The sequence below is a fragment of the Promicromonospora sp. NPDC059942 genome (genome assembly GCF_042731755.1).
In the GTDB taxonomy this organism is placed as follows: domain Bacteria; phylum Actinomycetota; class Actinomycetes; order Actinomycetales; family Cellulomonadaceae; genus Promicromonospora.
Map to the genome: position 1 here is coordinate 86,105 of NZ_JBHWLR010000015.1, position 23,000 is coordinate 109,104.

At 73.4% G+C, this 23,000-nt stretch carries 25 protein-coding genes, 1 tRNA gene, 1 other RNA gene and 1 riboswitch; of the genes, 21 read left to right on the forward strand and 6 right to left on the reverse strand.

Annotated features, from left to right (window positions below; translation table 11 throughout):
- Nucleotides 1-28 precede the first annotated feature (28 nt).
- From ACFV9Q_RS21910 to ACFV9Q_RS21925, 4 genes are all read right to left on the reverse strand, one after another.
- Nucleotides 29-1,180, reverse strand: coding sequence for a Gfo/Idh/MocA family protein (locus ACFV9Q_RS21910; protein ID WP_377236152.1), 1,152 nt, complete (start codon nucleotides 1,178-1,180; stop codon nucleotides 29-31).
- A gap of 19 nt (nucleotides 1,181-1,199) precedes the next feature.
- On the reverse strand, nucleotides 1,200-1,886 hold the full coding sequence (gene pnuC, locus ACFV9Q_RS21915; protein ID WP_377236153.1) for a nicotinamide riboside transporter PnuC: 687 nt from the start codon (nucleotides 1,884-1,886) through the stop codon (nucleotides 1,200-1,202).
- 114 nt (nucleotides 1,887-2,000) lie between these two features.
- Nucleotides 2,001-2,136, reverse strand: a riboswitch (FMN riboswitch).
- 82 nt (nucleotides 2,137-2,218) lie between these two features.
- Entirely contained in the window at nucleotides 2,219-2,968 is a 750-nt protein-coding gene (locus tag ACFV9Q_RS21920) for a helix-turn-helix domain-containing protein (RefSeq protein WP_377219627.1), read from the reverse strand.
- Nucleotides 2,969-2,978: 10 nt separating this feature from the next.
- Nucleotides 2,979-3,236 (reverse strand): hypothetical protein, encoded by a 258-nt coding sequence (locus tag ACFV9Q_RS21925; protein WP_377236154.1) that lies wholly within the window; start codon nucleotides 3,234-3,236, stop codon nucleotides 2,979-2,981.
- A 24-nt stretch (nucleotides 3,237-3,260) separates the two neighbouring features.
- Between ACFV9Q_RS21925 and ACFV9Q_RS21930 the strand changes: the two genes are divergently transcribed.
- From ACFV9Q_RS21930 to ACFV9Q_RS21990, 13 genes are all read left to right on the forward strand, one after another.
- Nucleotides 3,261-3,878: a DsbA family protein gene (locus ACFV9Q_RS21930; RefSeq protein ID WP_377228125.1), complete on the forward strand. Its 618-nt coding sequence runs from the start codon at nucleotides 3,261-3,263 to the stop codon at nucleotides 3,876-3,878.
- A 38-nt stretch (nucleotides 3,879-3,916) separates the two neighbouring features.
- Nucleotides 3,917-4,846 (forward strand): LLM class F420-dependent oxidoreductase, encoded by a 930-nt coding sequence (locus tag ACFV9Q_RS21935; protein WP_377236155.1) that lies wholly within the window; start codon nucleotides 3,917-3,919, stop codon nucleotides 4,844-4,846.
- Between the two features lie 127 nt (nucleotides 4,847-4,973).
- On the forward strand, nucleotides 4,974-5,834 hold the full coding sequence (locus ACFV9Q_RS21940; RefSeq protein WP_377236156.1) for a serine aminopeptidase domain-containing protein: 861 nt from the start codon (nucleotides 4,974-4,976) through the stop codon (nucleotides 5,832-5,834).
- A 66-nt stretch (nucleotides 5,835-5,900) separates the two neighbouring features.
- Nucleotides 5,901-7,163, forward strand: coding sequence for a uracil-xanthine permease family protein (locus ACFV9Q_RS21945; RefSeq protein WP_377236157.1), 1,263 nt, complete (start codon nucleotides 5,901-5,903; stop codon nucleotides 7,161-7,163).
- Between the two features lie 96 nt (nucleotides 7,164-7,259).
- On the forward strand, nucleotides 7,260-7,928 hold the full coding sequence (locus ACFV9Q_RS21950) for a TetR family transcriptional regulator (protein WP_377236158.1): 669 nt from the start codon (nucleotides 7,260-7,262) through the stop codon (nucleotides 7,926-7,928).
- On the forward strand, nucleotides 7,925-8,908 hold the full coding sequence (locus ACFV9Q_RS21955) for an ATP-binding cassette domain-containing protein (RefSeq protein WP_377236159.1): 984 nt from the start codon (nucleotides 7,925-7,927) through the stop codon (nucleotides 8,906-8,908). Before ACFV9Q_RS21950 ends, ACFV9Q_RS21955 begins: the two co-directional genes overlap by 4 nt.
- Nucleotides 8,905-10,575, forward strand: a complete 1,671-nt coding sequence (locus tag ACFV9Q_RS21960) for an ABC transporter permease (protein WP_377236160.1) — start codon at nucleotides 8,905-8,907, stop codon at nucleotides 10,573-10,575. Before ACFV9Q_RS21955 ends, ACFV9Q_RS21960 begins: the two co-directional genes overlap by 4 nt.
- 136 nt (nucleotides 10,576-10,711) lie before the next feature.
- Nucleotides 10,712-11,008 carry a type II toxin-antitoxin system VapB family antitoxin gene (locus tag ACFV9Q_RS21965; protein ID WP_377228132.1) on the forward strand — a complete coding sequence of 99 codons (297 nt, stop codon included), beginning with the start codon at nucleotides 10,712-10,714 and terminating at the stop codon, nucleotides 11,006-11,008.
- A gap of 19 nt (nucleotides 11,009-11,027) precedes the next feature.
- A complete protein-coding gene (locus ACFV9Q_RS21970) occupies nucleotides 11,028-11,690 on the forward strand; it encodes a LytR C-terminal domain-containing protein (RefSeq protein WP_377228133.1) in 663 nt (220 codons plus the stop codon).
- A 10-nt stretch (nucleotides 11,691-11,700) separates the two neighbouring features.
- Nucleotides 11,701-12,318, forward strand: coding sequence for a hypothetical protein (locus tag ACFV9Q_RS21975; RefSeq protein WP_377236161.1), 618 nt, complete (start codon nucleotides 11,701-11,703; stop codon nucleotides 12,316-12,318).
- Nucleotides 12,319-12,358: 40 nt separating this feature from the next.
- Nucleotides 12,359-13,081 (forward strand): YcnI family protein, encoded by a 723-nt coding sequence (locus tag ACFV9Q_RS21980; RefSeq protein WP_377236162.1) that lies wholly within the window; start codon nucleotides 12,359-12,361, stop codon nucleotides 13,079-13,081.
- A gap of 86 nt (nucleotides 13,082-13,167) precedes the next feature.
- A complete protein-coding gene (locus tag ACFV9Q_RS21985; RefSeq protein WP_377236163.1) occupies nucleotides 13,168-13,917 on the forward strand; it encodes a TetR/AcrR family transcriptional regulator in 750 nt (249 codons plus the stop codon).
- A 79-nt stretch (nucleotides 13,918-13,996) separates the two neighbouring features.
- Nucleotides 13,997-14,728, forward strand: coding sequence for a TetR/AcrR family transcriptional regulator (locus ACFV9Q_RS21990; RefSeq protein ID WP_377236164.1), 732 nt, complete (start codon nucleotides 13,997-13,999; stop codon nucleotides 14,726-14,728).
- A 32-nt stretch (nucleotides 14,729-14,760) separates the two neighbouring features.
- Here ACFV9Q_RS21990 and ACFV9Q_RS21995 read toward each other — a convergent pair whose 3' ends face one another.
- Nucleotides 14,761-15,609: an SDR family NAD(P)-dependent oxidoreductase gene (locus ACFV9Q_RS21995; RefSeq protein ID WP_377236165.1), complete on the reverse strand. Its 849-nt coding sequence runs from the start codon at nucleotides 15,607-15,609 to the stop codon at nucleotides 14,761-14,763.
- 75 nt (nucleotides 15,610-15,684) lie between these two features.
- Here ACFV9Q_RS21995 and ACFV9Q_RS22000 point away from each other — a divergent pair, with 75 nt between their 5' ends.
- The gene (locus tag ACFV9Q_RS22000) at nucleotides 15,685-16,131 is read left to right on the forward strand and encodes a MarR family winged helix-turn-helix transcriptional regulator (protein WP_377236166.1); all 447 of its coding nucleotides are present in this window, start codon (nucleotides 15,685-15,687) and stop codon (nucleotides 16,129-16,131) included.
- 49 nt (nucleotides 16,132-16,180) lie between these two features.
- Here ACFV9Q_RS22000 and ACFV9Q_RS22005 read toward each other — a convergent pair.
- Nucleotides 16,181-16,265 (reverse strand) — tRNA-Ser (locus ACFV9Q_RS22005).
- A gap of 175 nt (nucleotides 16,266-16,440) precedes the next feature.
- Here ACFV9Q_RS22005 and ffs point away from each other — a divergent pair.
- From ffs to ACFV9Q_RS22040, 7 genes are all read left to right on the forward strand, one after another.
- An RNA gene (gene ffs / locus ACFV9Q_RS22010) (signal recognition particle sRNA small type) lies at nucleotides 16,441-16,537 on the forward strand.
- Nucleotides 16,538-16,917: 380 nt separating this feature from the next.
- Entirely contained in the window at nucleotides 16,918-17,805 is an 888-nt protein-coding gene (locus tag ACFV9Q_RS22015) for a MetQ/NlpA family ABC transporter substrate-binding protein (protein WP_377236167.1), read from the forward strand.
- Nucleotides 17,805-18,857 carry a methionine ABC transporter ATP-binding protein gene (locus ACFV9Q_RS22020; RefSeq protein ID WP_377236168.1) on the forward strand — a complete coding sequence of 351 codons (1,053 nt, stop codon included), beginning with the start codon at nucleotides 17,805-17,807 and terminating at the stop codon, nucleotides 18,855-18,857. The genes ACFV9Q_RS22015 and ACFV9Q_RS22020 overlap by 1 nt, the downstream gene beginning before the upstream one ends.
- A complete protein-coding gene (locus ACFV9Q_RS22025) occupies nucleotides 18,854-19,516 on the forward strand; it encodes a methionine ABC transporter permease (protein ID WP_377228142.1) in 663 nt (220 codons plus the stop codon). The genes ACFV9Q_RS22020 and ACFV9Q_RS22025 overlap by 4 nt, the downstream gene beginning before the upstream one ends.
- 18 nt (nucleotides 19,517-19,534) lie before the next feature.
- Nucleotides 19,535-19,870 (forward strand): hypothetical protein, encoded by a 336-nt coding sequence (locus ACFV9Q_RS22030; RefSeq protein ID WP_377236169.1) that lies wholly within the window; start codon nucleotides 19,535-19,537, stop codon nucleotides 19,868-19,870.
- A 72-nt stretch (nucleotides 19,871-19,942) separates the two neighbouring features.
- The gene (locus tag ACFV9Q_RS22035; protein ID WP_377236170.1) at nucleotides 19,943-22,585 is read left to right on the forward strand and encodes a DNA polymerase III subunit gamma and tau; all 2,643 of its coding nucleotides are present in this window, start codon (nucleotides 19,943-19,945) and stop codon (nucleotides 22,583-22,585) included.
- On the forward strand, nucleotides 22,582-22,998 hold the full coding sequence (locus ACFV9Q_RS22040; RefSeq protein WP_377236171.1) for an NUDIX domain-containing protein: 417 nt from the start codon (nucleotides 22,582-22,584) through the stop codon (nucleotides 22,996-22,998). Before ACFV9Q_RS22035 ends, ACFV9Q_RS22040 begins: the two co-directional genes overlap by 4 nt.
- The last annotated feature ends 2 nt before the right edge of the window (nucleotides 22,999-23,000 follow it).

Below are 23,000 nucleotides of genomic sequence, written 5' to 3' on the forward strand. Positions count from 1 at the left end.
CGGATCTCAGGTCAAGCGATACTACGTCTCACCCGATCGGCGCCTCGGCGTGGTGGCAGGCGCGTCCGTGCGCCCACGGCTGCGGCCGGGTCCGCACCCGTTCGCCCGACGCCGCGGCGCGCCGCACCTCGAGCTGGAGGTACTGGTCCTGCGCCGCCTCGGCCACGGAGTACGGCGCCGCCGCCCCGTGCAGCACGTGGTCGGCCATGTCGGCCACGATGCGCGCGATCGACAGCTCGTCGTCGGGCAGGCGGGCCGGGCGGAACGCGTTGTGGTGCAGCCACTCGCCGTCGAGCGTGTACCCGCGCAGGAACAGGCCCTCGTGGCTGCCGGCCCCGCCCGCGGCCACCCGCTCCAGCGTGGAGCGCCGCGGCTGCCCGTCGGCGCCGATCGTGCGGACGACGTCGTCGCGCAGCTCGCCCCGCTCGCCGCGCACCAGCAGCGCGGGGGAGCGCACCCAGGAGCGGTACTGGACGTCGTCGAACTCGTAGGTGCCGAGGCGGTCGCCGTAGTCCAGCCACGCGGTCGCGTGCACCGTGTCGACCAGGGTGAGGTCGTCCGGGTCGTCCGCCCGGCTGGGGCTCGGCAGCACCCGGCGGGCGTCGCGCCGGGCCGTGATCTCGACGTCCTCGAAGCCGGCGCCCAGGGCGCGGCGCAGCACGCTGAGGCCGTGGTAGTCGTGCGCCACCGCGACGTGCGCGTCGGTCACCGCGCCGAGCCGGCCGGACGCCGCGACCGCGAGCTGGGCCTCGATCAGCGGCTCCAGGTGGTACTGCTCGGCCACGTGCACGCAGGCGCCGTCGTCCACGAGCTGCTGCAGCGCGGCCAGCTCTCCGACCGTGCCGGCCGCCGGCGTCTCCGTGAGCACGGGGACGCCGGCGGCGGCCAGGTCGCGGATCACCGGCTGGGCCGCGCCCGCGGGGAGGGTCAGCAGCACCAGGTCCGGGGCGCCGCCGTCGAGCAGCTCCCGCACGGTGGCAAAGGCCGGGGCGGGCAGCCCCGGCAGCCTCGCGGCCGGCAGGCCGCGCGTCGCCAGGGCCGCGCGGTCCGCCGCGTTGCGGGTGGCGATCCCGGCCACCTCGAAGCGGTCCGGCAGGGCGTGCAGCACCCGCAGCATGGTGCGGGCGCGGAAGCCCGAGCCGACGATCCCGATCCTGGCCGTGCGCTCCTGTGCGTTCACGAGCGCCGACGGTACGCGATCAGGCGGTCGCGACCGCCGTGCGGTCCGGGCCGGCGTTCTCCCGGCGGCTGATGCGCCACCACGCGAAGAAGCCGAACAGCGTGAACGCGCCGTAGATCACGTACATCATCGCGGTGGCCCAGTACCCGGCGGAGAAGAGCAGCGGGACGCCCACGAGGTCGACGGCCACCCAGATCAGCCAGAACTCGACCCAGCCCTTGGCCATGCCGTAGGTGGCGAGCACCGAGCCCGTGAAGATCCAGGCGTCGGCCCAGACCGGCTCGTACGAGCCGAGGGCGCGGAAGAGGGGGGTCAGGAGCAGGGTCCCGGCGAGCATCCCGGTCACGAGGCCGATCCGGACCCGCCACGAGGCCCAGCGCGGGTGCACGGCGACCGTGCCGGCCCCGCCTGCCCGCTGGGTCTCCCGCCAGCGGTACCAGCCGTAGATCGAGACCGCGATGAACATGATCTGGCGGGCGGCCTGGCCGAGCATGTCCGCCCGGCCCGTCTCGCCGAACCAGGAGCCCATGAAGACGGTGAAGAGCAGGATGTTGCCGACGATGCCCACCGGCCACGCCCACACCTTGCGGCGCAGGCCGCCCAGCGCGGAGGCCAGGCCGAACAGGTTGCCGATGACCTCGCGCCAGTAGATCTGCTGGTCGCCGACCAGGAACGTCGCGTCGTAGGCGGCGCGGAACCAGTCCATGTCTCTTCCCTCTTCCGAAGTCCGCACACTGGACTCCGGGGTGAGGGCCGGCGCGCCACGAGGGCGCCGACGACGGTGCGGTGCCGGGACCCCGAGGGGTCGACGGCGCGCGCCGCACGTGCTTCCTCCCATCCGGACTTTCACCGTCGGTCCTGGAGTTCCACCAGGTCAACCGGGTTCTCCCGAAGGAGCACCCGGGTCGCGGACTATTACCGCCGGCTCGGAATTTCACCGACCCCGGAGCACGTGTGCAACTGCTGCTGCACGATGTCTAGCGGAACACAGGATGCCACGACGGCATTCCCGGCCGGAAGCGCCGCAGGCCCCGGGTGTCAGACCAGCGCGTCCCGGACGGCGCGGGCCACCTCGTCGGGCCCGGCCACGCCCTCGACGACGGTGACGACGACGCGGCGTGTGACCGGGGTGCCGTCGTCGGCCAGGGGGCTGGCGGCGGTGCCGAGCACGGCGGCCCGGCGCAGGTCGGCGAAGGCCTCCTCCAGCTCGGGCCGCAGCTCGAGCGACGGCGTGCGCAGCCAGCGCCGCAGGATCGCGTTGTGCACCGCGACCACCGAGGCCGCGAACGCGATCGACGCCGTGGAGGCGGAGCGCTCGGGCGGCAGGGTGTCGCGCAGGTAGTGCGTGAACGCCCGCTCGTAGCGGTGCGTGGTGATGAGCTCGCGGTCGCGCAGGGCCGGGACCTGCTGCAGCAGCGCGTACCGGGCCAGGGAGGTCTCGCGCTGGCCCACGTGGTGGTCGAACACCATGCGCGCCGCACGGCACACCTCGAGGTACGGGTCGACGTCGGGGTCCCAGGCGCGCCCCAGGTCGTGGCCGGACTCCTCGCTCGCCCGCGCGTCGGGGCGGGTCGCGGCCAGCATGACCACCACCTCCTCGAGCAGCAGCTCGTGGTCCGCGAAGACCACGTCCTCCTTCGAGCGGAACCGGCGGAAGAACGTCGCGCGGCTCACCTTCGCGGCGTCGGCGATCTCCTCGACGGTGGTTCCCTCGTACCCCTGTCGAGTGAACAGGTCCACCGCGGCGTCGACTGCCTGTGCGTGCGTGTGGGTACGGACGGCGGTCATGCCAGGCAGGCTACCGCGTGCTCCCCGGGCGCCGTGAAGAGTCTTTGAGCGAAGAATGCGGTTCATGATGCGAATTTTCCCGTTTGCCGGAGATCTTCCCTGACTGCAGTCTGCGCAGGTAGCGCACCTCGCGGACGGCCGTCAGCAGGCCGAGAACACCGGGTACGGCGGACCACGGGTGACCGAGGAGCACGCCCACCAGACACACCAGAAAGATCACCCCGCCGGCCACGACGGTGGCGAGGCTTCCCCATCGGATCCCGGTCACGCGGTTGAGCGTAGTCTGCTGCGCGTGACCGAGACCGCAGCCCGTCCCGTCGTCGACGTCTACGTCGACCCCATGTGCCCCTTCGCCTGGATCACGTCGCGCTGGGCCCTCGAGGTGGCCCAGATCCGCGACGTCGAGCTCACCTTCAAGCTGATGAGCCTCTACCTGCTCAACAAGGACCGGGACATCCCGGACGACTACCGGGCCCGCATCGAGCGCTCCCGGGGCATCGGCCGCATCGCCGCGGCGGTGCAGACCGACCACGGCCCCGAGGCCTTCTCGGCCTTCTACACCGCCGCCGGGACGCGCATCCACAACCAGCAGGACAAGGCCTTCGACGACGTGGCCGTCGCGGCGCTCGCCGAGGCCGGCCTGCCCGCCGCGCTCGCGGAGGCGGGCACCTCGGAGGACTACGACGAGGAGCTCGCAGCGTCCCACGAGGCCGGCATGAAGCCGGTCGGGGACGACGTCGGCACGCCCACGATCCACGTCGACGGCGTCGCGTTCTTCGGCCCGGTGCTCACGCGCATCCCGCGCGGCGAGGAGGCGGGCGCGCTGTTCGACGCCTCCGTGACGCTGGCGCGCTACCCGTACTTCTACGAGATCAAGCGGTCGCGCACCACCGACCCCCAGTTCGACTGACCACCACCGGCACCAGACCCACCGGCACCAGAGGAAACATGACTCTCGACCTGCGTATCTTCATCGAGCCCCAGCAGGGCGCCAGCTACGACGACCAGCTCGCCGTCGCGCGCGCGACCGAGGAGCTCGGGTTCAGCGCGTTCTTCCGCTCCGACCACTACCTCGCCATGGGTGACAGCGACGGCCTGCCCGGCCCCACCGACTCCTGGATCACGCTCGCCGGCCTCGCCCGCGAGACGTCCACGGTGCGGCTCGGCACGCTCGTCTCCTCGGCGACGTTCCGGCACCCGGGCGTGCTGGCCATCCAGGTGGCGCAGGTGGACCAGATGTCCGGCGGCCGTGTGGAGCTGGGCCTCGGCACCGGCTGGTTCGCCGCCGAGCACGCCGCGTACGGCATCCCGTTCCCCGAGAAGCGGTTCGGCATCCTGGAGGAGCAGCTCGCCGTCGTCACCGGGCTGTGGGGCACGCCCGTGGGCGAGAAGTTCTCCTTCTCGGGCGAGCACTACCAGGTCACCGACTCGCCGGCGCTGCCGAAGCCCGCGCAGGCGAAGATCCCGGTGCTCGTCGGGGGCGGCGGCCCGCGCCGCACGCCCGCGCTGGCCGCGCGGTACGGCGACGAGTACAACCAGTCCTTCCCGGAGATCAGCGCGATCGGCCCGCGGATCAAGGTGGTCGAGAAGGCGCTGTCCGACGCCGGGCGGGAGCCCGGCTCGATCGTCCAGTCGGTGGCGCTCGTGGCCGCGATCGGCCAGGACGAGGCCGAGTTCACCCGCCGCGCCGCCGCGATCGGGCGCGAGCCCGGCGAGCTGCGCGAGCACGGCATCGCCGGCACCGTCGCCGAGGCCGCGGACCGGCTCAAGGCTCTGGAGGCCGAGGGCGTCCAGCGCGTCTACCTGCAGGTGCTCGACCTGGCGGACCTCGACCACCTCGACCTGGTGGCGCGCGAGGTGCGGTCGCAGCTCGGCTGACGCCGCTCCGCCTGGCTCCCGGGCCGCCCCGCCACCGCGGGGCGGCCCGTCCGCTTCCGCAGGCCGTCGCGGTGAATGTTCCCTAGGGTCGTGCCAGCCGCTCCCTGCGACGCACCCAGGAGAAGTCATGCAGAGCTTTTCTCGTGCCGCCCGTGCTTCCCTGGCCGCCACGGCGCTCGTCGCCGGGATGTTCGTCGTCGGACCCGCCGCCTCCGCCGTCGACAGCTTCCGGCGGGGGCCGGACCCGACCGAGGCGAGCGTCGCGGCGGCGCTGGGCCCGTTCGACGTCGGCGCGGCCGTCATCTCCCGGGCCGCCGCCGTCGGGTTCGGCGGCGGCACCGTCTACTACCCGACCGACACCTCCGAGGGCACGTTCGGCGCGGTCGCCGTCTCGCCCGGCTACACGGGCACGCAGGCGAGCATCGCGTGGCTCGGCCCGCGGCTCGCCTCCCAGGGCTTCGTCGTCGTGACCATCGACACGTTCACGGGCGGCGACTCGCCCGCCAGTCGCGGCGACCAGCTCCTCGCCGCGCTGGACCAGCTGCGGGGCACCGAGGTGGCCGACCGGATCGACCCCGCCCGGCTGGCCGTGATGGGCCACTCGATGGGCGGCGGCGGCAGCCTGGAGGCGGCCAAGGACCGGCCGACGCTGCGCGCCGTCGTGCCGCTCACGCCGTGGAACGTGGACAAGACGTTTCCCGAGGTCAGCGCGCCCACCCTGGTGGTAGGGGCCGAGCGCGACACGGTCGCCCGGGTGCGCCTGCACGCCGAGCCGATGTACGAGTCGCTCCCGGGCGGCGGCGACAAGGCCTACCTGGAGCTGCGCGGCGCGGCGCACGACGCGCCGAACTTCCCCGACCCGACCATCGCCCGGTACAGCATCTCGTGGCTCAAGCTTTACGTGGACGACGACGAGCGCTACGCCCGGTTCCTCTGCCCCGCCCCGGAGCCGGACGAGCAGATCAGCGAGTACCGCAGCACCTGCTGACCCGGCCGCACCTGTTGACCTATAGGATCCGCGCGACAATCCCGTTGCGAGATCAAGGACAACACAATGCGACTCGGCTGGAAGCTGCACGGTGACGGTGCCCGCATCGCACCCGGAGAGGTGGTCGCCCCCCACGAGCGGCTGAGCTGGCCACGGACCGTCGGGATCGGCCTGCAGCACGTCGTCGCGATGTTCGGCGCCACCTTCCTGGTGCCGGTCCTGACCAAGTTCGACCCGGCGACCACGCTGTTCTTCTCGGCCATCGGCACCATCGCCTTCCTGCTCATCACGGGCAACAGGCTGCCGAGCTACCTGGGGTCGAGCTTCGCGTTCATCGCGCCGATCACAGCGGCCACGGCGTCGGGCGGGCAGTCCGTCGCCGTCGGCGGCATCCTCGCCACCGGCCTCCTCCTGGCACTGGTGGGCGTGGTGGTGCACTTCGCGGGAGCGCGGTGGATCCAGCTCATCATGCCGCCCGTGGTCACCGGTGTGATCGTGGCGCTCATCGGGCTCAACCTGGCGCCGGTGGCGTGGAGCAACTTCCAGCTCGCCCCGCTGACGGCCGTGGTCACCCTTGCCTCGATCATCCTGATCCAGGTGCTGTTCCAGGGGATCATCGGCCGCCTCGCGATCCTGCTCGGCGTGGTGATCGGCTATGCGTTCGCGAGCGTGCGCGGCGAGGTCGACTTCTCCCCGGTGACGAAGGCCGACTGGTTCGGCCTGCCGCACTTCACCGCGCCGTCGTTCGACCCGAACGTGCTCGGGCTGTTCCTCCCGGTGGTCCTGGTGCTCATCGCGGAGAACGTGGGCCACGTGAAGTCGGTGGCCGCGATGACCGGCCGGGACTACGACCGGCTGACCGGACGGGCCCTCTTCGCCGACGGCCTCGCGACCACCCTGGCCGGCCTCGGCGGCGGCTCGGGCACCACCACGTACGCGGAGAACATCGGCGTCATGGCCGCCTCCCGCGTGTACTCCACGGCCGCCTACTGGGTGGCCGCGTTGGGCGCGCTGGCGCTCAGCCTCTCGCCCAAGTTCGGCGCGCTGATCAACACCGTCCCGGCGGGCGTGCTCGGCGGCGTCACGACCATGCTCTACGGGATGATCGGCATCCTCGGTGCCCGCATCTGGGTGCAGGCCAAGGTCGACTTCTCCGACTCGGTGAACCTGACCACGGCGGCCGTGCCGCTGATCATCGGCATCGCCAACTTCACGTGGATCGTCGGCGACCTGGAGTTCGGCGGCATCGCGCTCGGCACCGCCGCGGCCCTGGTCATCTACCACGTCATGCGGGCGATCGGCCGCTGGCGCGGCACCGCCCAGGGCTGATCCCCACCACCTGTCAGGCGTGCTGGTCACCCCGGTGACCTGTACGTCTGACACGGGTATGGACAGTGGGCTGAACGCGTGGTTAGCATGTTGAACATGCGTTCAGCCCGCCCCGGACCAGCCGACGAGGACCTCACGGCCCGCGCCCGGATCCGCGACGCCGCGATCCACCGGTTCGCGGTGGAGGGCTTCGGCGCGCCGGTCCGGACGGTCGCGGCGGACGCCGGGGTGAGCGCCGGCCTGGTGATGCACCACTTCGGCTCCAAGGACAACCTCCGCGCCGAGTGCGACGCCCAGGTGCTGGCCACGATCCGCCGGCTCAAGGAGGAGAACGTCGCCATCGTCGCGGCGGGCCAGAGCTTCTTCCACCGGTTCGCCGCCGTGGACGAGAACGCGCCCCTGGTCGGCTACATCCTGCGGTCCATGCAGGACGGTAGCCCGCTGGCCCGCGAGTTCATCGACCACATGGTCACCGACGCCGTCGGCTACCTCCAGGAGGGCGTGGCCGCCGGCGTGATCGTGCCCAGCCGCGACGACGCCGCCCGGGCGCGGTACCTCACGCTCTCGTCCCTCGGTGCGCTGCTGCTCGAGGTGACGCTCAGCCCGCCGTCGGACCCCGCCGACCTGGTGGGCATCGTCCGCACCTTCTTCACGAACAGCTACCTGCCCATGATGGAGCTGTTCACCGAAGGGTTCCTCACCTCTCGCCGCACGCTCGACGAGTACCTCCAGTACGTCCCAGAACCGGGAGCGAGCAACTCATGACCGTGACACCCGCGATCGAGATCCACGACCTGCACAAGTCCTTCGGCGCCGTGAAGGCGCTCGACGGCCTGAACCTGACCGTCCGCCCGGGGGAGGTCGCGGGCTTCCTCGGCCCCAACGGGGCGGGCAAGTCCACCACCATCCGCGTGCTGCTCGGCCTGCTGCGGCCCGACTCCGGACGGGCCAGCCTGCTCGGCGGTGACCCGTTCGCCCAGGCCGTCGACCTGCACGGGCGGCTCGCCTACGTGCCGGGCGACGTCACGCTCTGGCCCAAGCTCACGGGCGGCGAGGCGATCGACCTCCTGCTCCGGCTTCGCGGGGTCAAGGTCGACCGGGCGCGCAAGGAGCGCATGCTCCAGCGCTTCGAGCTCGACCCGACCAAGCGGGCCGGCACGTACTCCAAGGGCAACCGGCAGAAGGTCGCCCTGGTCGCGGCGCTGAGCGCCGACGCGGAGCTGCTGGTGCTCGACGAGCCGACCTCCGGGCTGGACCCCCTCATGGAGGCGGTGTTCCAGGACTCCATCCGCGAGGCGACGGCCACGGGCACCTCGGTGCTGCTCTCCAGCCACATCCTCGGCGAGGTCGAGGCGCTGTGCGACACCGTGACGATCATCCGCAACGGCAAGGACGTGCAGTCCGGCACGCTCGCCGAGCTGCGCCACCTCACGCGGTCCAAGGTCTCGGCCGTGGTCAGCGGGGACGTCACCGCGCTGGACTCGGTCGCGGGCGTGCACGACCTCGTCGTGAGCGACGGCGGGGGCGCGGCGGCGTCGGGTGCGGCGTCGTCCCGCGTCGCGTTCCACGTGGACGACGACGCGCTGCCGCAGGTCACGAAGGTCCTGGCGAGCCTGGAGCCGCACGGCCTGACCATCGAGCCGCCGTCGCTGGAGGAGCTGTTCCTGCGGCAGTACGGCGACGAGCTCGAGCGGCTCGAGGACGCGCACGCCGACGGCGGTTCCCTGAAGGCGGGCCGGCGATGACCGCGACGACGCTGCCGGCCGTCCCGGTCCTGGAGCGCCCCGCGCTCGCCCTGCGCGGCGCCTTCGCGGGCACGGGCGACCTGCTGCGGCTCGCGCTGCGGCGCGACCGCGTGCTCCTGCCCGCGCAGATCCTCGTGTGCGTGCTGCTGTTCGTAAGCACCCTGAGCTCGGTGTCCGAGCTGTACGGGACCCAGGAGCAGCGCGACACGATCCAGGCCACCCTGGTGACCAACCCGGCGTTCCTGGTGCTGCTCGGGCCCTACGAGAACACGGGGTCGATCGCGTCGACGGTCTCGTGGCGCGTCGGCATCTTCATGGTCGCCGTCTTCGGCGTGCTCGCCGCCATGGCGGTGGTGCGGCACACCCGCAAGGAGGAGCAGCTCGGCCGGCTGGAGCTCGTGCGGGCCGCCCGGGTGGGCTCGCTGGCGCCGCTGGTCACCGGCCTGGTGATCGGGGTGATCTTCTCGGTCGTCTCGGGCGCGCTGACGACCGCGGTGGTGTGGTCCGAGGGGCCGTCCGCCGGCGCCGTGGCCCTCGGCGCGCAGGTCGCCGGGATCGGGCTGGCGGCGGCCGGCCTCGCGGCGGTGGCGGCGCAGGTCGCCTCGTCGTCCCGCGCGGCGAACGCGCTCGGCGTGTGGGTCGTCATCGGCGGCTACCTGCTGCGCGGCGGGGCCGACGTCGACCCGGACGCGCTGGGCTGGCTCCACTGGGTCTCGCCGGTCGGCTGGGCGCAGCAGATCGACCCCTACGGCGCGAACGACTACGGGCCGTTCCTGCTGTGCGCCGCGCTGTTCGTCGTGGGCGGGGCGGCCGCCGGCTGGCTGACGCTGCACCGCGACCTGGGCGCGGGCCTGATCGCGGAACGGCGCGGGCCGGCGCACTCCACGTCGCTCACCTCGACCGGGGCGCTCATGGCCCGGCTCACCCGCTCCTCGTTCGTCGTCTGGGCGGTCTCGATCGGCGTCTACATGTTCTTCGTCGGGTACCTCATGGCGACCGCCGGGGACCTGGTGACCGAGAACGAGCAGTTCGCCGACTACATCGCCGCGATGGGCGTCCGGGGCTCCGACATCGCCGCGGGCTTCGCCGCGCTCATCATGTCCTGGACGGCCTACGCGGGTGCCGGGTATGGCGTGACGGTGGTCCAGGACATCCGCGGGGAGGAGGCGCTGGGGCGCACCGAGGCGGTGCTCGCCACCCGTACGTCCCGGTCCGGATACCTCGGCGCCTGGCTGGCCGGGGCGGTCGGCGGGGCGATCCTGCTGCTCGGCGTGGCGGGGCTCGCCCTCGGGGCGGGCAACGCCCTGGCGTCCGACACCGGGTGGGGCGAGTCGCTCGGCGACGGGCTCGGCGCGGCCGTGGTGCACGTGCCGGCCGTGCTGGTCGTGATCGGACTCACGTCCGCTCTGTTCGGCTGGTTCCCGCGGCTGGTGGGCCTGGGGTGGGCCGTCATCGCGGCGAGCTTCCTGGTGACGCTGCTCGGCAGCCTGCTCGACCTGCCGGACGCCGTCGTCGACCTGTCGCCGTTCGCGCACGCCCCGGCCGTGCCGGCAGTGGCGTGGGCCGACGTGGACCGGGCCCCGCTGGGCTGGCTGCTCCTGATCGCGTTCGCCCTGCTCACGCTCGCGTTCGCCGGATTCCGCCGCCGCGACGTGCCGGTCGTCTGACCGCCGCCGGGCAGGGGGCCAACTGTTCTCGGGTTCCGCGTTCCGGTAGGGTTCAGGACGCCGTCCGGTGTCAGCAGGCAGGTTCGCACAGCCGCTCCCGGACCGTGCCCCCGCCGAGTCCAGTGAGGACGGACCGATGATCTTCAAGGCCGTAGGAGACGGCCGCCCGTACCCCGACCACGGGCGGACGCGCACCCGTGACTGGGTCGACGTGCCGCCACGCCAGGTGCGGCTCGACGAGCTGGTGACCACCAAGCGCACCCTCGACCTCGACCAGCTCCTCGCGGAGGACTCCACGTTCTACGGCGACCTGTTCGCCCACGTCGTGGAGTACGAGGGCACGCTCTACCTGGAGGACGGCCTGCACCGTGCCGTCCGCGCCGCCCTCCAGCAACGTCCAGTCCTGCACGCTCGCGTGCTCACCATCCGCTGACCTCAGGTAGGTTCGTCGCGTGACATCCCCCGGGTACGACCAGGCGCGCGTGGAGCGCCGGCGCCGAGAGCACGAGCGCCAGGCCGTGGTCTTCGGTGTGCTCATCGCCTTCCTGGCGGTCTGTGGCATCTTCGCGCTCGCGGTCTACTCCGGCGCGATCAGCTCGCCGTTCAACCGCCCCTTCACCACGGTCGGCGTGGGGGAGCAGGAGACCTACCCGGTCCCGTGCCTGCCGCCGATCAAGGGCCAGCCCGACGGCGCCCTGCCGACCGCCTACTCGGACGTCGAGGTCCGCCTGCTGAACGCGTCGGAGGAGATCGGCCTGGCCAGCGCGCACGAGTCGGTGCTCGCGGACCGCGGGTTCAGCATCGTGGCCAAGGGCAACGTGCCGATGCAGCTCCAGGAGTCGGAGATCCGGTTCGGCCGCAAGGGGATCGTGCAGGCGTACACGCTCGCCGCGCAGTTCCCCGAGATCCGGCTGGTCCTCGACGACCGCACCGACCGCAAGATCGACCTGCTCATCGGCGAGGAGTTCGAAGCGCCGCTCGACGTCGAGGACGTCGAGCTGGCGTCCGACCAGCCGCTGCTGAACGCCGAGGGCTGCGTGCCCGCGAAGTCGATCGAGCCGGTGGAGCAGGTCAAGCGGACCAAGACCGGCGACGAGGGCCAGCCCGCCAAGTAGGGTCTGTGCCGTGCTGACGCCGTCCTCGGGAGCAGTGGGCCTCGGCCGCGCGCTCCTGTGGGCGGCGGTCGTGCTCGCGCTGTCCCTGACCGCGCACTTCGAGGCGGGCGGTCACGTGCCGCCCACCGAGGCGATCGCCCTGCTGGGCGCCCTGCTCCTCGCGGCCGCCGCGGTCGCGGTGCGGCGGCAGATCCGCTGGCCGGGCGGCCTCGCCCTGGCGGGCCTCGGCCAGTACGCCTCGCACCAGGCGTTCTCCTTCCTCGCCGGCGCCTGCCCGCCGTCCGCGCTGCCCGACGGCGGGGCCGCGTCCGGGGCGCACGCGCACCTGGCGGGCGCCGTCCCCGGGGTGTACGGGGCGTGCGTCGGAGCCGCCGAGCCGGCGGCGATCGCCCCCGGGATGCTCGCGTGGCACGCGGTGGCGACCGTCGTCTCGGTCGGCCTGCTCGTGGGCGTCGAGCGTGGTGTCTGGCTGCTCGCGACGTGGCTGGTCCGGCCGCTCACGGTGGAGCCCCTGCGGCTCCCGGCCGTGCGCCGCGCCCCCGTGCGGGCGGTGCTCCGCACGGTGCCGGGCCGGGTGGACGTGCACGTGGCGCCGGAGCGGGGACCGCCGGTGTGGGCCCCGGCCTAGCCGCACGCCCCCACCCACCCCGTACCGAAGGACCGAGCACATGACTCGCTTCAGCCTGCCCACCCGCCGCGCCCTCGCGGCCGTCCCCGCCACCGCCGTCCTGGTGCTGCTGCCGACCGTGGCCTACGCCCACGTCGGTGTGAGCCCCGACACGACCGCCGCCGAGAGCTACGCGAGCCTCACGTTCCGCGTGCCGACCGAGTCGGACACCGCGTCGACGGAGCAGCTCGTCGTCGACCTGCCCACGGACACCCCGTTCCTCAGCGTCACGCCGCGCAGCCTGCCCGGCTGGGACGTCGAGGTGGAGGTGGAGAAGCTCGACGAGCCGTTCGAGGTCGAGGGCGCGACCGTCGACGAGGCCCCCGCGCGCGTCACCTGGACTGCCCAGAAGGGGCACGAGGTGCCGCCGCACGAGTACCAGGAGTTCGCGGTGCGCGTCGGGGCGCTCCCCGCCGAGGGCACCGAGGTGGTCCTCCCCGCCCACCAGACGTACACCGACGGCAGCGTCGTCGACTGGGACGACCTGGCCGGCGACGACGGCAAGGAGCCGGAGGCGCCCGCGCCCCTGTTCACGACCACCGCCGCCGAGGGCGACGGGCACGGCGGCGGCCACACGGACGCCGCGGCGTCCGGCGCGGACGGCGCCGCGGCGGACGGCGACGAGCCCGCCGTCGACCCCGTGGGCCGCTGGCTCGGCGCGGCCGGGATCCTCGTCGGCGCCGTCGGGATCGGCGTCGCGCTGGTCACCCGCCGCCGCGCCTGACCGGCCGTCGGGGTGGCGGTCCCGCGTGCAAGACTGGGAGCTCACGCGCCGGACGAGTGGCGCGTGAGCAGCACCGCAGGAGGACCGTGACCGCCACCCCGACGCGCAGGCAGCGACTACGTGCCGAGCTGTTGCGTGACGCGCGTGCCGCCGGCCGCCGGCTCCTCGCCGAGCACGGGGTGGACGGCGTGACGATGGTCGCGGTCGCCAAGGAGGTCGGGATCGCCGGCCCGGGGATGTACCGGTACTTCGAGGGACGCCCCGGGCTGCTCGCCGCCGTCTACGACGACACGCTGGACGAGCTCGTCGCCTACCTGGAGGCCGCGGTCGCGCGGCAGCCGGACGACGACCACGCCGCGCGGCTCCACGCCGCGACGCACTCGCTGTTCGTGTGGTGCCGGGGCCACCGGAACGAGTTCGACCTCCTGCTCGGGGCCGACGCGCAGCACGCGGTCGGGGTCTCCGGTGCGGCCCGGCCGCACTTCGTGCACCGGCTCGGCTCCGTGTTCGTGCCGAGCTTCGCCGCCCTGTGGCGGCAGGGTGTCCCCTTCCCGGCGGACGCCGACGTCGCCCCCGGCCTGGCGCCGGAGCTCGACGCGTACCGGGCCGTGCTCACGCAGGACAGCCCCGGCGTGGCCGAGGGGCTCCCCGTGGGCGTGGTCCACACGATCATGGTGTTCTGGCGCCAGGTCTACGGCCTGCTCTGCATGGTGGCCTACGACCAGCTCGACTACGCGTTCGGCAACTTCGACGCGATGTTCGACGACATGATGCGGGGGCTCCTGGCGTCGCTGGGGCTCGAGCCGAGCCCCCGGGTGCGCCTCGTCGAGCCCTGATTTCCTCGCCCCGGAGCCGGCTGTCCGGATAGAGTGCTGCGCCGGTCACTTCGGAGTTTTCGCCCGGGACGGGAGTCGGATGGAGCGCGATCTGCGACGGGACGCGCTCCTGGCCGCGCGCCGGCTCCTGGAGGCCGACGGCGTCCGCGGCGTCACGTCGTCCGCCGTCGCCCGCGACCTCGGCGTGCCGGACGCCGAGCTGGGCCGCGCCGGCCTGGACCGCGTGGCGCTGCTGGAGGCCCTGTACGAGTCGACGATGGACCGCCTGCTGGCGTTCCTCGGCGCGGCGGTGGCCCAGCAGGACCCCGACGACCTCGCGGCGCAGGTCGAGGCGGGCACGCACGCGATCGTCGTCTGGTGCGGCACCGATCGTGCCGGGTTCGACCTCCTCATGGGGCCGGGCTTCCGGCAGGCCGTCGGCGCCCGCGCGGCCGTGCGGCAGAGTGTCGCCTCCCGGCTCGGCGGCGCCTGGGTCCCCCTGTTCGACCGGGTCCGGCGCACCGGTGCGCCCTGCCCGCCCGACGCCGACATCCCGCCGGAGCTGGCCGCCCAGCTCGGCGTGTACCGGCGGCTGCTCCTGCGGGCCAACCCCGCGCTGGGGGACGACCTGCCGCTGGGCGTCGTCTACCTGATGACCGTGGGCTGGCGGCAGATCTTCGGCTTCCTGTGCATGCTCTCGTTCGACCCGGCCGCCCGCCCCGTGAGCGCGTTCGGCGACGCGATCCCCCAGCTCAACCGGTCGCTCCTGGAGCTGGTGGGCCTGGTGCCTAGTCCGGCGGTGCGGCTGGTCCCGGTGCCCGACGCCGCCTGACGGACGGCGGCGCCTGACCGGCGGCGGCGGGGTCAGGCGAGCAGCCGTTCGGTCGCCTCCCACAGCGTGCGCTGGACGGCCGGGTCACGGCCCGGCTCCGGGCACTCCAGCGGCCTGGCGTCCCGCACGGAGAAGTAGCCGCCCGTGCGGGTCGCGAGCCCTGGATCGGTCACCAGCCGCGTGATGATCCCGGCTCCGCGTGCGGGGTCGCCGATCCGCAGGCGGTGCAGCGTCTTCTCCAGGACCCCGGCGAACGGGAGCTCGCGCCCGAGGCCGGTGGTGTTGAACCCGGGGTCGCAGCAGTTGGCCGTGACGCCCGTGCCCGCGAGCCGGCGCGCCAGCTCCTGGCTGAACATGATGTCCATCAGCTTGGTCCGCCCATAGCGTGCGGCCGACGCGCGCCGGCCGTACGGGGTCGTGAGAGTGAGGTCGCGGGCCGGGTCGATGCCGCCGGAGTGCCGCGCCGCCTCGGACGCGACCGTGACCACGCGGGCCGGCGCGGATGCGACGAGCTGGTCGAGCAGCGTGTTCGTGAGGAGCCAGGGCGCAACGTAGTTCACTGCGGTCATCTCGTCGAGGCCGTCCACGGTGAGACGCCTGCTGAACGCGTGCAGCCCGGCGTTGTTGATGAGGGCATCGATCTGGTCGTAGCGCGCCCCGACGGCCCGGCCCACCCGGCGCACGTCGTCCGCGGAGGACAGGTCGGCCACGAAGACGTCGACGGCGGCGGCCGGGGCGACGTGCGCGATCTCGGCGCGCAGCGCGTCCGCCCGGGCTGCGCTTCGGGCGACGATCCCCAGGTCGAGCCCCTGTCGGGCGAGGTCGAGCGCGACGAGCCGGCCGAGCCCGTGGGTCGCTCCGGTGATGACGGCGGTGGTCATGAGGGATCTCCCTTATCGTGAGGTACCTCAATGATGCACGATACTGAGGTACCTCACGAAATCAAGGGAGCGGGCATGGGCGACAGCAACGGCGCGGGGGAGATCGGCCTGCGCTACCTGACGACGTCGGCCCGGCTGCGGCGGACGGTGGACGAGCACCTGGCCGGGAGCGGGGTGTCGCTCGCGCAGACGAAGATCCTGCAGGTGCTGGCCCGGAGCGGCCCGATGAGGCAGGCGCGGCTGGCCGTGGAGCTCGGGTACGCGGCGCGCTCGATCACCCAGGCGGTCGAGGGCATGGAGCGGGACGGCCTCGTCCGGCGTGCCGTGGATCCGGCGGACCTGCGCGCCAAGGAGGTGACGATGACCGAGGAGGGTGCCCGGGCGCTCGCCGTCGGTGAGGCGGCGGGCGACGAGATCCTGCGGCGGATCTTCGGCGACCTAGGCCCGGACCGGCTGGCGGCCCTGGACGAGGTGCTCGCCGTCCTCGACGACGCCACGGCGCGGGCCGGGGAAGAGTCCTGAGAACGACGATGACGCGAGACATCGGTGGATGTCTCGCGTCATCGGACTGCGGAGGATGGGGGATTCGAACCCCCGAGGGCGTTAACCCAACACGCTTTCCAAGCGTGCGCCATAGGCCACTAGGCGAATCCTCCTCGCGCTCCGCACCAGGGCGGGCGCGCGACCACGGACCGGAGTCTGGCGCGGCCTGACGAGGATACCGGACGCCGTGCCCGGACAACGAATCGGAATCCGGGAGCGGCGCTGTGAGGTCGCGAACAGCGGGTTCTGCCCGGTTCGGTCCGGGCCGCCGGATCGGTTAGGCTTGCGGCAGACCCCTCGTGCGGCACCATCTCGCCGAACTCCCCCAGGGCCGGAAGGCAGCAAGGGTAAGTGAGCTCTGGTGGGTGTGCGAGGGGTCCTTTCATGCCCGGAATCTCGCGGGTCCGCCACAATGTGGACGGATTTTGGTCCGCATCGTGGGATTTTCCCCGCAGGGATTGGCTTCGACGCCGTGCAGTGACGCACGATGTCCGTATGACCCGCACCCGGACCTCCGCCACGACGTCGCGCACCTGTCGCGACGCCATGTGTCGCGGCCGCGTGCGTGGCGGGCGAATGCGCGAGCGCTGACAGCGCCGCACGTTCCCGCGGTCCCTCCCGGACCGCCCCGCATCGTCCCGAGCTCGCCACGTTGCTGATGGCCGTGGCCCGCCGTCGTCTCACACCCTCGGCCTGCGCCCGACGCAGGCCCCCCGCATCCTGAGCACAGGCATACCCGCGCCCGTGCGCCCGAGAGGACCACCCATGTCTCGTTTCACCTCTGTCCTGACCACCGGCCTCGCCGTCACCGCCGTCCTGGCGCTGAGCGCCTGCGGCAACGCCGAAGAGGCCGCGCCCGCCGCCGGCTCCGCCGAAGACCCGGTCCGCATCGGCGTCGTCAACTCCGGCGACGACTACTGGACCACGTTCACCGACCTGGCCGAGGAGGAGGGCATCAGCGTCGAGCTGGTGAACTTCAGCGACTACCAGCTCCCCAACCAGGGGCTGACCGACGGCGACCTGGACCTGAACCAGTTCCAGCACCTGCAGTTCCTCGCCAACTACAACACCGCCACCGGCTCGGACCTCACGCCGATCGCGGCCACCGCCGTCTACCCGCTGGGCCTCTACTCGCTCAAGCACGACAGCGTGGAGGAGATCCCCGAGGGCGGCGAGATCGCCATCCCGAACGACGACACGAACCAGGCCCGCGCGCTGCTCGTGCTGCAGGAGGCCGGCCTGGTCGCCCTGCGCGACGGCGGCAGCGCGTTCTCGACGCCGGCCGACGTGCTGGAGGACGAGTCGAAGGTCACCGTGACCCCGGTCGACGCGGCCCAGACGGCGCTCGCGCTGCAGGACGTCGACGCCTCGATCATCAACAACGACTTCGTGGGCGACGCCGACCTGACCTCCGACGACGCCATCTTCTCCGACGACCCGGACGCCTCGGCCGCCGAGCCGTACATCAACGTGTGGGTGGCCCGCGGCGACGACGCGGACAACGAGGTGTTCCAGCAGCTCGTCGAGATCTACCACTCCCCGGAGGTCGAGAAGGGCGTGCTCGAGGCCTCGGGCGGCACCGGCGTCATCAAGGACAACTCGGCCGCCGAGCTGCAGGAGATCCTGGCCGGCATCCAGGAGGACGCCTCCTGATGCCTGCGGCGACCAGCAGCATCATCCGGTTCGAGGGCGCCAGCAAGGTGTTCCCGGGCCGGGGTAAGGGCGTCGAGGTGCGCGCCGTCGACGACGTCACGCTCGACATCCGTACGGGCGAGATCTTCGGCGTCATCGGGCAGTCGGGTGCGGGCAAGTCCACCCTGGTGCGGCTGATCAACGCGCTCGAACGCACCACCGGCGGCGACGTGGTGGTCGACGGCCTCTCGCTCGGCTCGCTGAGCGAGGCGCGCCTGCGGCCGGTCCGGGCCGGGATCGGGATGGTGTTCCAGCAGTTCAACCTGCTGACCTCCCGGACCGTCTCGGGGAACGTCGCCTACCCGCTGGAGGTCGCCGGCTGGTCGCGCGCGAAGCGCGACGCGCGGGTCGCCGAGCTGCTGGAGTTCGTCGGCCTGGCGGACAAGGCGGGCGTCTACCCGTCCACGCTGTCGGGCGGGCAGAAGCAGCGCGTCGGGATCGCCCGCGCGCTCGCCACGAACCCGCGCATCCTGCTCGCGGACGAGGCGACGTCGGCCCTGGACCCCGAGACCACGCGCGACGTGCTGGACCTGCTCCAGCGCGTCAACCGTGAGCTCGGGATCACCGTGGTCGTCATCACGCACGAGATGGACGTCGTGCGTTCGATCTGCCACCGCGTCGCGGTGATGGAGCGGGGGCGGGTCGTCGAGGTGGGGGAGGCCTACCAGGTCTTCAGCTCGCCCAGGCACGACACCACGCGGCGGTTCGTCGCCACCGCGCTGCGCGACCGGCCGTCGCCCGAGGTGCTGGCGCGCCTGCGGACGCGGCACACCGGGCACATCGTGACCGTGGGTGTGGACGAGGTGGCCGGGTCGTCGGCCGTGCTCACGCGCACCCTGCGCGAGCACGGCGTGGACGGCACGGTCGTGTACGGCGGCATCACGGAGGTCGCGGAGCGGCCGTACGGGTCGCTGACGGTGGAGCTCGTCGGCGACGGCGGCTCCGTGGAGGCCGCCGTCGCGGCACTGCGTGCCGTGACCTGGGTGGACGATCACGGGAGGGCGGACGCATGAGCGCGGACTGGGAGCGGCTGACGCCGCTGCTCTGGGAGGCCGCCGGCCAGACGGCCTACATGGTGCTGATCACCCTGGCGGTGGGCGGGTTCTTCGGCCTGGCGCTCGGGCTCGGGCTGTACCTGACCCGGCCGGGCAACCTGCTGCAGCACCGGTTCGTGTTCGCCGTGCTGAACCTCGCGGTGAACATCGTGCGGCCCATCCCGTTCATCATCTTCCTCGTGGCGCTCGGTCCGCTGACCCGCGCCGTCGTCGGCAAGACGATCGGCATCGAGGCGTTCACGTTCGCGATGTCGATCATGGCGACGTTCGTCTTCGCGCGGCTCGTGGAGCAGAACCTCGTCTCGATCGACCCCGGTGTGGTCGAGGCGGCACGGGCCATGGGGGCGTCGCCCTTCCGGATCGTGCGCACCGTGCTGGTGCCCGAGGCGCTCGCGCCCCTGGTCCTCGGCTACACCTTCCTGTTCGTGGGTGTGCTCGACATGTCCGCGATCGGCGGCTACCTGGGTGCGGGCGGCCTGGGTGACTTCGCGATCGTCCAGGGCTACCGGCAGTACGACTGGGCGGTGACCGCCGTCGTGGTGGTGATCATCGTGGTGATCGTCCAGGCGGTGCAGTGGCTCGGCAACGGCCTGGCGCGCCGCGCGCTGCGCCGCTGACGTGGGAGAGTGTGGCCCATGTCGGACCAGCAGCAAGCCCCGTACCCGGCCCAGCAGCCGCTCGCGCCGCAGCCGATCAGCCCCGCATACCGGAAGTGGGCCACCGCCCTGCTCTGGATCGCGGTGATCCTGCTGGCCTTCGTGGTGGTCGCGGTCGTGGCCAGCATCGTGCTGCTCGTCGTGGCGGACAACAGCCCCAGCGGCGGGGCCGCCGCGTACGGCTACCTCGCGATCTTCCTCTGGTTCGCGATCGTCGCCGTGTTCCCGCTCCTCCTGGGCGCCGGGATCCCCGGCCTGGTCATGCGGGCGCGCGTGCGGCGCACGCCGCAGGCCCTCGGCGGTACCGCGGCGTGACCTGACGACGTGGCCGTCCACCTGTGGACGGCCACGTCGTCAGTGTCGGTGGTGGCGTCTATCGTTGCGGGGGTGAGCACCGCCCTCTACCGCCGCTACCGGCCCGAGACGTTCGCCGAGGTGATCGGCCAGGACCACGTCACGGGCCCCCTCATGCAGGCCCTGCGCAGCGGACGGGTGAACCACGCCTATCTGTTCAGCGGCCCACGCGGCTGCGGCAAGACGACGTCGGCCCGGATCCTGGCGCGCACGCTCAACTGCGCCAGGAACACCCCCGAGTCGCCCATCGACACCCCGTGCGGCGAGTGCCCGTCGTGCGTCGAGCTGGCCCGTGGTGGCCCCGGCTCCCTCGACGTGGTGGAGATCGACGCCGCGTCGCACAACGGCGTCGACGACGCGCGCGACCTGCGCGAGCGCGCCACGTTCGCCCCGGCCCGCGACCGGTACAAGATCTTCATCCTGGACGAGGCGCACATGGTGACGCCCCAGGGCTTCAACGCGCTGCTCAAGATCGTCGAGGAGCCGCCGCCGCACATCAAGTTCATCTTCGCGACCACGGAGCCGGACAAGGTGATCGGCACCATCCGCTCGCGCACGCACCACTACCCGTTCCGCCTGGTGCCGCCGGACGTGCTGTCCCCCTACCTGGAGCAGCTCTGCGGCGCCGAGGGCATCGAGGTGGGCGGCGGGGTGCTCCCGCTCGTCACGCGCGCGGGCGGCGGCTCGGTGCGCGACTCCCTCTCCGTGATGGACCAGCTCATCGCGGGCGCCACGGGCGGAGTCGTGGACTACGACCTCGCCGTGGGCCTGCTCGGCTTCACCCACGCGACCCTCCTGGACGACGTCGTGGACGCGCTCGCCGCGCGGGACGGCGGCTCGATCTTCCGGGTCGTGGACCAGATCATCGCGACGGGGCACGAGCCGCGCCGGTTCGTCGAGGACGTCCTGGAGCGGCTGCGCGACCTCATCGTCATCTCGGTCTCGGGCGACGCCGCGGACGCCGTGCTGCGCGCCATCCCCTCCGACCAGCTCGAACGGATGCGCGCCCAGGCGGGGCGGCTCGGGGTGGCCGAGCTCTCCCGGGCGGCCGACCTCGTCAACGTGGCCCTCACCGAGATGACCGGCGCCACCTCGCCGCGCCTGCACCTGGAGCTCCTGTGCGCGCGCCTGCTCCTGCCCGGGGCCGACGACGGCGCGGCGGGTCTCGCCGCGCGGATCGACCGCCTCGAACGGGGCGGCATCGTGGCGTCGAGCGGTGTCGCGGGTCCGGCGGGCGGCGGGGTCGCCCCCGGCGGCGGCTCGGCCGCTCCTGGCGGCCGCGCGGCGCCGTCGGACGAGGCCGTCCCGGCCCAGGACCCGGCGACCGTCGGGCTCGCCGGCTCCGCCGCCGCGCGGGCGGTGCTCGACGCGCGCAAGAAGCGGGGGGAGCAGCCCGCCGCGGCCGGCCGCGCACCTGCGGCACGGGCCCCCGAGCCGGCGCCCACCCCCACTCCCACGCCCGAACCGGCCCCGGCCGTCGAGGCGGCCCCCGAGCCGGAACCGAGCCCTGCCCCGTCGGCGTCCACATCGCCGGCACCCGCGGAGCCCGAGCCCGCCGCCGAGGCGACTCCGGAGCCCCAGCAGTCCGCGGCGGAGCCGGCGCGGCCCGAGCCGACGGCGGCCCCCGCCGCGAGCACGCCCGCGCCCTCCGGCACCGACCCCGAGGTCACCACCGAGACGATCCGCCGCCGCTGGCAGGAGGTGCTCGGGGCGCTCGCCGCCGCGCGTGTGACGTGGTCGCTCGTCGGCCCGAACGCGCAGGTCGCGGCCCTCGAGGGCGGAACGCTCAAGCTCGGCTTCGCGGCCCCCGGCCTGGCCCGCGCCTTCTCGAACGCGCGGCACACCAGCGCCGTCGAGGAGGCGGTCTACCAGACCCTCGGCATCCGGGTCCGGGTCGAGGCGACACTCGACGAAGGCCCTGGCGGCGGCTCGTCCGGCGGCGGGGGCGCGCCCGGCGGCAGCCCGTCGGGTGGCGGCTCGGGCCAGGCGGCGCCGGCCGGCGAGCCGCGGCACGAGGCCCCGGCCCCCGCCGCGGCACCCGAGCCGGACTGGCCCGACGTGCCGACGCCGGGCGGCAGCGTCGCCACGGTGTCGGCGCCGTCTGCCGCGACCGTCAGCCCCGCCGCGACCACGAGCCCCGCCGCGACGACCCGTGCGCGCCAGCCGGCCGCCCCGGCCCAGGGGGCCGTCGCCGTCGCCGAGCGTCCCCAGCCGGCCCGGCCCGAGCCGTCCGGCCCCGAGGCCGGTCGCCCGGAGCCGTCGCGTCCCGCGGCCGCACCGCCGTCCGCGGCCAGCGCGGCCGACCAGGCCTGGCTGTCGGGCGCCAGCGCGACCGAGCCGCCCGCGGACTACGACATGCCGGAGCCCGAGCCGGTCTACGAGGACCAGGCCCCGCCCCCGGCGGGGCCGCCGATGTCGGGTGCGGTCAGCGCGCGCGAGGCGCTCCGGCAGGCGGCCGAGCGCCGCGCCCGGGCCGCCGCGAGCGGCGCGTCCGCGGAGCCGCGGACGGCGAGCCCGGCCGCCTCGAAGGCGACGCCGCCGGGTGACACGTCCGAGTACTACGACGAGCCCTCGGACGACGATCCGGACATCGTCTCGGGCGGGCTCGCGGGGGTGTCGCTCGTGGTGCAGGTGCTGGGCGGAACGGTGATCGACGAGATCGTGGAGCAGGGATGAGCGCGGAGAACGGGATCACGACGCTGCGCATCGTCGCCGCCGTCGTGGAGCGGGCCGACGGCCGGCACCTGCTGGTCCGGAAGCGGGGCACCGAGGCGTTCATGCAGGTGGGCGGCAAGATCGAGCCGGGCGAGGAGCCGCTGGCGGCGCTGGTCCGCGAGTTCGAGGAGGAGGTCGGGCTGCGGCTCGACCCGGCGGACATCGAGAGCCTCGGCCGGTTCGGGGCGCCCGCCGCGAACGAGCCCGACCACGTCGTCGACGCCCACGCCTACCGGGTGCGGCTGCGGCCGGGCGCGGAGATCGCGGTCCGGGCGGAGCTGGAGGAGCTCGTGTGGATCGATCCCGCGGACCCGGTGGCGAGCTACCCGATCGCGCCGTTGTCGCGCGACCTGCTGGTCGCGGCCGGGCACTGAGT

Coding starts and splice junctions, on each gene's coding strand:
- pnuC (WP_377236153.1), bottom strand. CDS start 1,886: ATGGACTGGTTCCGCGCCGCCTACGACGCGACGTTCCTGGTCGGCGAC.
- ACFV9Q_RS21920 (WP_377219627.1), bottom strand. CDS start 2,968: ATGACCGCCGTCCGTACCCACACGCACGCACAGGCAGTCGACGCCGCG.
- ACFV9Q_RS21935 (WP_377236155.1), top strand. CDS start 3,917: ATGACTCTCGACCTGCGTATCTTCATCGAGCCCCAGCAGGGCGCCAGC.
- ACFV9Q_RS21940 (WP_377236156.1), top strand. CDS start 4,974: ATGCAGAGCTTTTCTCGTGCCGCCCGTGCTTCCCTGGCCGCCACGGCG.
- ACFV9Q_RS21945 (WP_377236157.1), top strand. CDS start 5,901: ATGCGACTCGGCTGGAAGCTGCACGGTGACGGTGCCCGCATCGCACCC.
- ACFV9Q_RS21950 (WP_377236158.1), top strand. CDS start 7,260: ATGCGTTCAGCCCGCCCCGGACCAGCCGACGAGGACCTCACGGCCCGC.
- ACFV9Q_RS21955 (WP_377236159.1), top strand. CDS start 7,925: ATGACCGTGACACCCGCGATCGAGATCCACGACCTGCACAAGTCCTTC.
- ACFV9Q_RS21960 (WP_377236160.1), top strand. CDS start 8,905: ATGACCGCGACGACGCTGCCGGCCGTCCCGGTCCTGGAGCGCCCCGCG.
- ACFV9Q_RS21965 (WP_377228132.1), top strand. CDS start 10,712: ATGATCTTCAAGGCCGTAGGAGACGGCCGCCCGTACCCCGACCACGGG.
- ACFV9Q_RS21980 (WP_377236162.1), top strand. CDS start 12,359: ATGACTCGCTTCAGCCTGCCCACCCGCCGCGCCCTCGCGGCCGTCCCC.
- ACFV9Q_RS21990 (WP_377236164.1), top strand. CDS start 13,997: ATGGAGCGCGATCTGCGACGGGACGCGCTCCTGGCCGCGCGCCGGCTC.
- ACFV9Q_RS21995 (WP_377236165.1), bottom strand. CDS start 15,609: ATGACCACCGCCGTCATCACCGGAGCGACCCACGGGCTCGGCCGGCTC.
- ACFV9Q_RS22000 (WP_377236166.1), top strand. CDS start 15,685: ATGGGCGACAGCAACGGCGCGGGGGAGATCGGCCTGCGCTACCTGACG.
- ACFV9Q_RS22015 (WP_377236167.1), top strand. CDS start 16,918: ATGTCTCGTTTCACCTCTGTCCTGACCACCGGCCTCGCCGTCACCGCC.
- ACFV9Q_RS22020 (WP_377236168.1), top strand. CDS start 17,805: ATGCCTGCGGCGACCAGCAGCATCATCCGGTTCGAGGGCGCCAGCAAG.
- ACFV9Q_RS22025 (WP_377228142.1), top strand. CDS start 18,854: ATGAGCGCGGACTGGGAGCGGCTGACGCCGCTGCTCTGGGAGGCCGCC.
- ACFV9Q_RS22030 (WP_377236169.1), top strand. CDS start 19,535: ATGTCGGACCAGCAGCAAGCCCCGTACCCGGCCCAGCAGCCGCTCGCG.
- ACFV9Q_RS22040 (WP_377236171.1), top strand. CDS start 22,582: ATGAGCGCGGAGAACGGGATCACGACGCTGCGCATCGTCGCCGCCGTC.